Source organism: Halonotius pteroides (assembly GCF_003605635.1).
Taxonomy (GTDB): domain Archaea; phylum Halobacteriota; class Halobacteria; order Halobacteriales; family Haloferacaceae; genus Halonotius; species Halonotius pteroides.
The window spans coordinates 1-1,058 of sequence record NZ_QMDW01000106.1 but is presented as its reverse complement, the minus strand read 5'-3'; the positions used below and the strand labels follow the sequence as shown (position 1 = coordinate 1,058).

At 64.1% G+C, this 1,058-nt stretch carries 1 pseudogene; it reads right to left on the bottom strand.

The features are described from left to right. A pseudogene (locus DP106_RS15375) lies at positions 1 to 1,003 on the bottom strand (toprim domain-containing protein); the annotation flags it as partial. Positions 1,004 to 1,058: the final 55 nt, after the last annotated feature.

Genomic DNA, 1,058 nt, shown 5'->3' with positions numbered 1-1,058 from the left:
CGTGGTCCTTGATGAACTGCTTTCGCGGCCCGACGGCGTCACCCATCAGCACGCTGAACATCCGGTCGGCCGCCGCCGCATCCTCGACGGTGATCCGCTTGAGGATCCGGTTGTCGGGATCCATCGTCGTCTCCCAGAGCTGTTCGGGGTTCATTTCGCCGAGCCCCTTGAACCGCTGGACCTGATCCGGGTCGCCGCCGCAGACGTCCGCGACGACCTCCTCCCGTTCGGCTTCGGTCATCGCGTCGTAGGTCTCGCCGTTGTAGCGAATCCGGTACAGCGGCGGCTGGGCGGCGTAGACGTAGCCCGCCTCGATGAGCGGCGTCATGTGCCGATAGAGGAACGTCAAGAGTAGCGTCCTGATGTGTGCGCCGTCGACGTCCGCATCGCACAGGAGAATGACCTTGTGATACCGCGCCGCCTCGATGTCGAACTCCTCGCCGATCCCCGTCCCGATAGCCGTGATCAGGTTTCGGATCTCGTTGTTTTCGAGGATGCGGTCGAGACGGTGTTTCTCGACGTTCAAGATCTTCCCGCGGATCGGGAGGATCGCCTGGAACTCGGGGTTGCGGCCCTGCTTTGCGCTCCCGCCGGCGCTGTCGCCCTCGGTGACGAAAAGCTCCGCGTCCTCGGGGCTTCGCTCCCGGCAGTCGGCGAGCTTTCCCGGCAACGAAGTCGATTCTAGCGCCGACTTCCGGCGCGTCAGTTCTTCGGCTTTTTTCGCTGCCTTGCGTGCCTTCGCCGCCTCGACGGCCTTCGAGACGATGGCCTCGGCAGTGTCGGGGTGTTCCTCCAGGTACGTCGCGAGCTTCTCGTGGACGGCTCCCTCGACGATCCCCCGAACGTCGCTGTTGCCGAGTTTCGTCTTCGTCTGGCCCTCGAACTGCGGGTCGGGGTGTTTGACCGAGATGACGGCCGTCAGGCCCTCGCGGATGTCCTCCCCTTTGAGCGTGCCGTCGAGGTCCGAGAGCAGACCGTTCGATCCCGCGTAGTCGTTTATGATGGAAGCCCTCCGACTCTACGATCTCCCAGCGGATGTCAAACTCGGCAACGCCCAC